This window comes from Marinomonas atlantica (assembly GCF_001639725.1).
GTDB classification, from domain to species: Bacteria; Pseudomonadota; Gammaproteobacteria; order Pseudomonadales; family Marinomonadaceae; genus Marinomonas; species Marinomonas atlantica.
The window spans coordinates 1-279 of the sequence record NZ_LTAW01000035.1 but is presented as its reverse complement, the minus strand read 5'-3'; the positions used below and the strand labels follow the sequence as shown (position 1 = coordinate 279).

General features: G+C 36.2%; 1 protein-coding gene. It reads right to left on the bottom strand.

The window, feature by feature from the left end; translation table 11 throughout:
- Positions 1-36: 36 nt before the first annotated feature.
- A complete protein-coding gene (locus AYW75_RS18840) occupies positions 37-186 on the bottom strand; it encodes a hypothetical protein (RefSeq protein ID WP_156473660.1) in 150 nt (49 codons plus the stop codon).
- Positions 187-279: the final 93 nt, after the last annotated feature.

Sequence of the window (279 nt, the reverse complement as noted above, 5' to 3'; positions counted from 1 at the left end):
CAATTTATGTAGATCTATTTAAGAAATACCTAACGTTTAACGGCCGCGATGGTGTCGTCTTTGTTGCTCTAACTCATCCATACGACTTTCTATGCGAATCGGTTTTACTTTAGCTTTACTATTTTCCCAAAGCTGCAGAATAATAATTCCAGCAGCAATAGCCAGAAGAACGGTAAATGTCATCATAACCTACTCCTAAGCCGGTATTGGACCAGCTATAACGTAATTTCAGTATAACCTAAACGAGATCACTATTATCAAAAAGAAAGATCTAAAAAA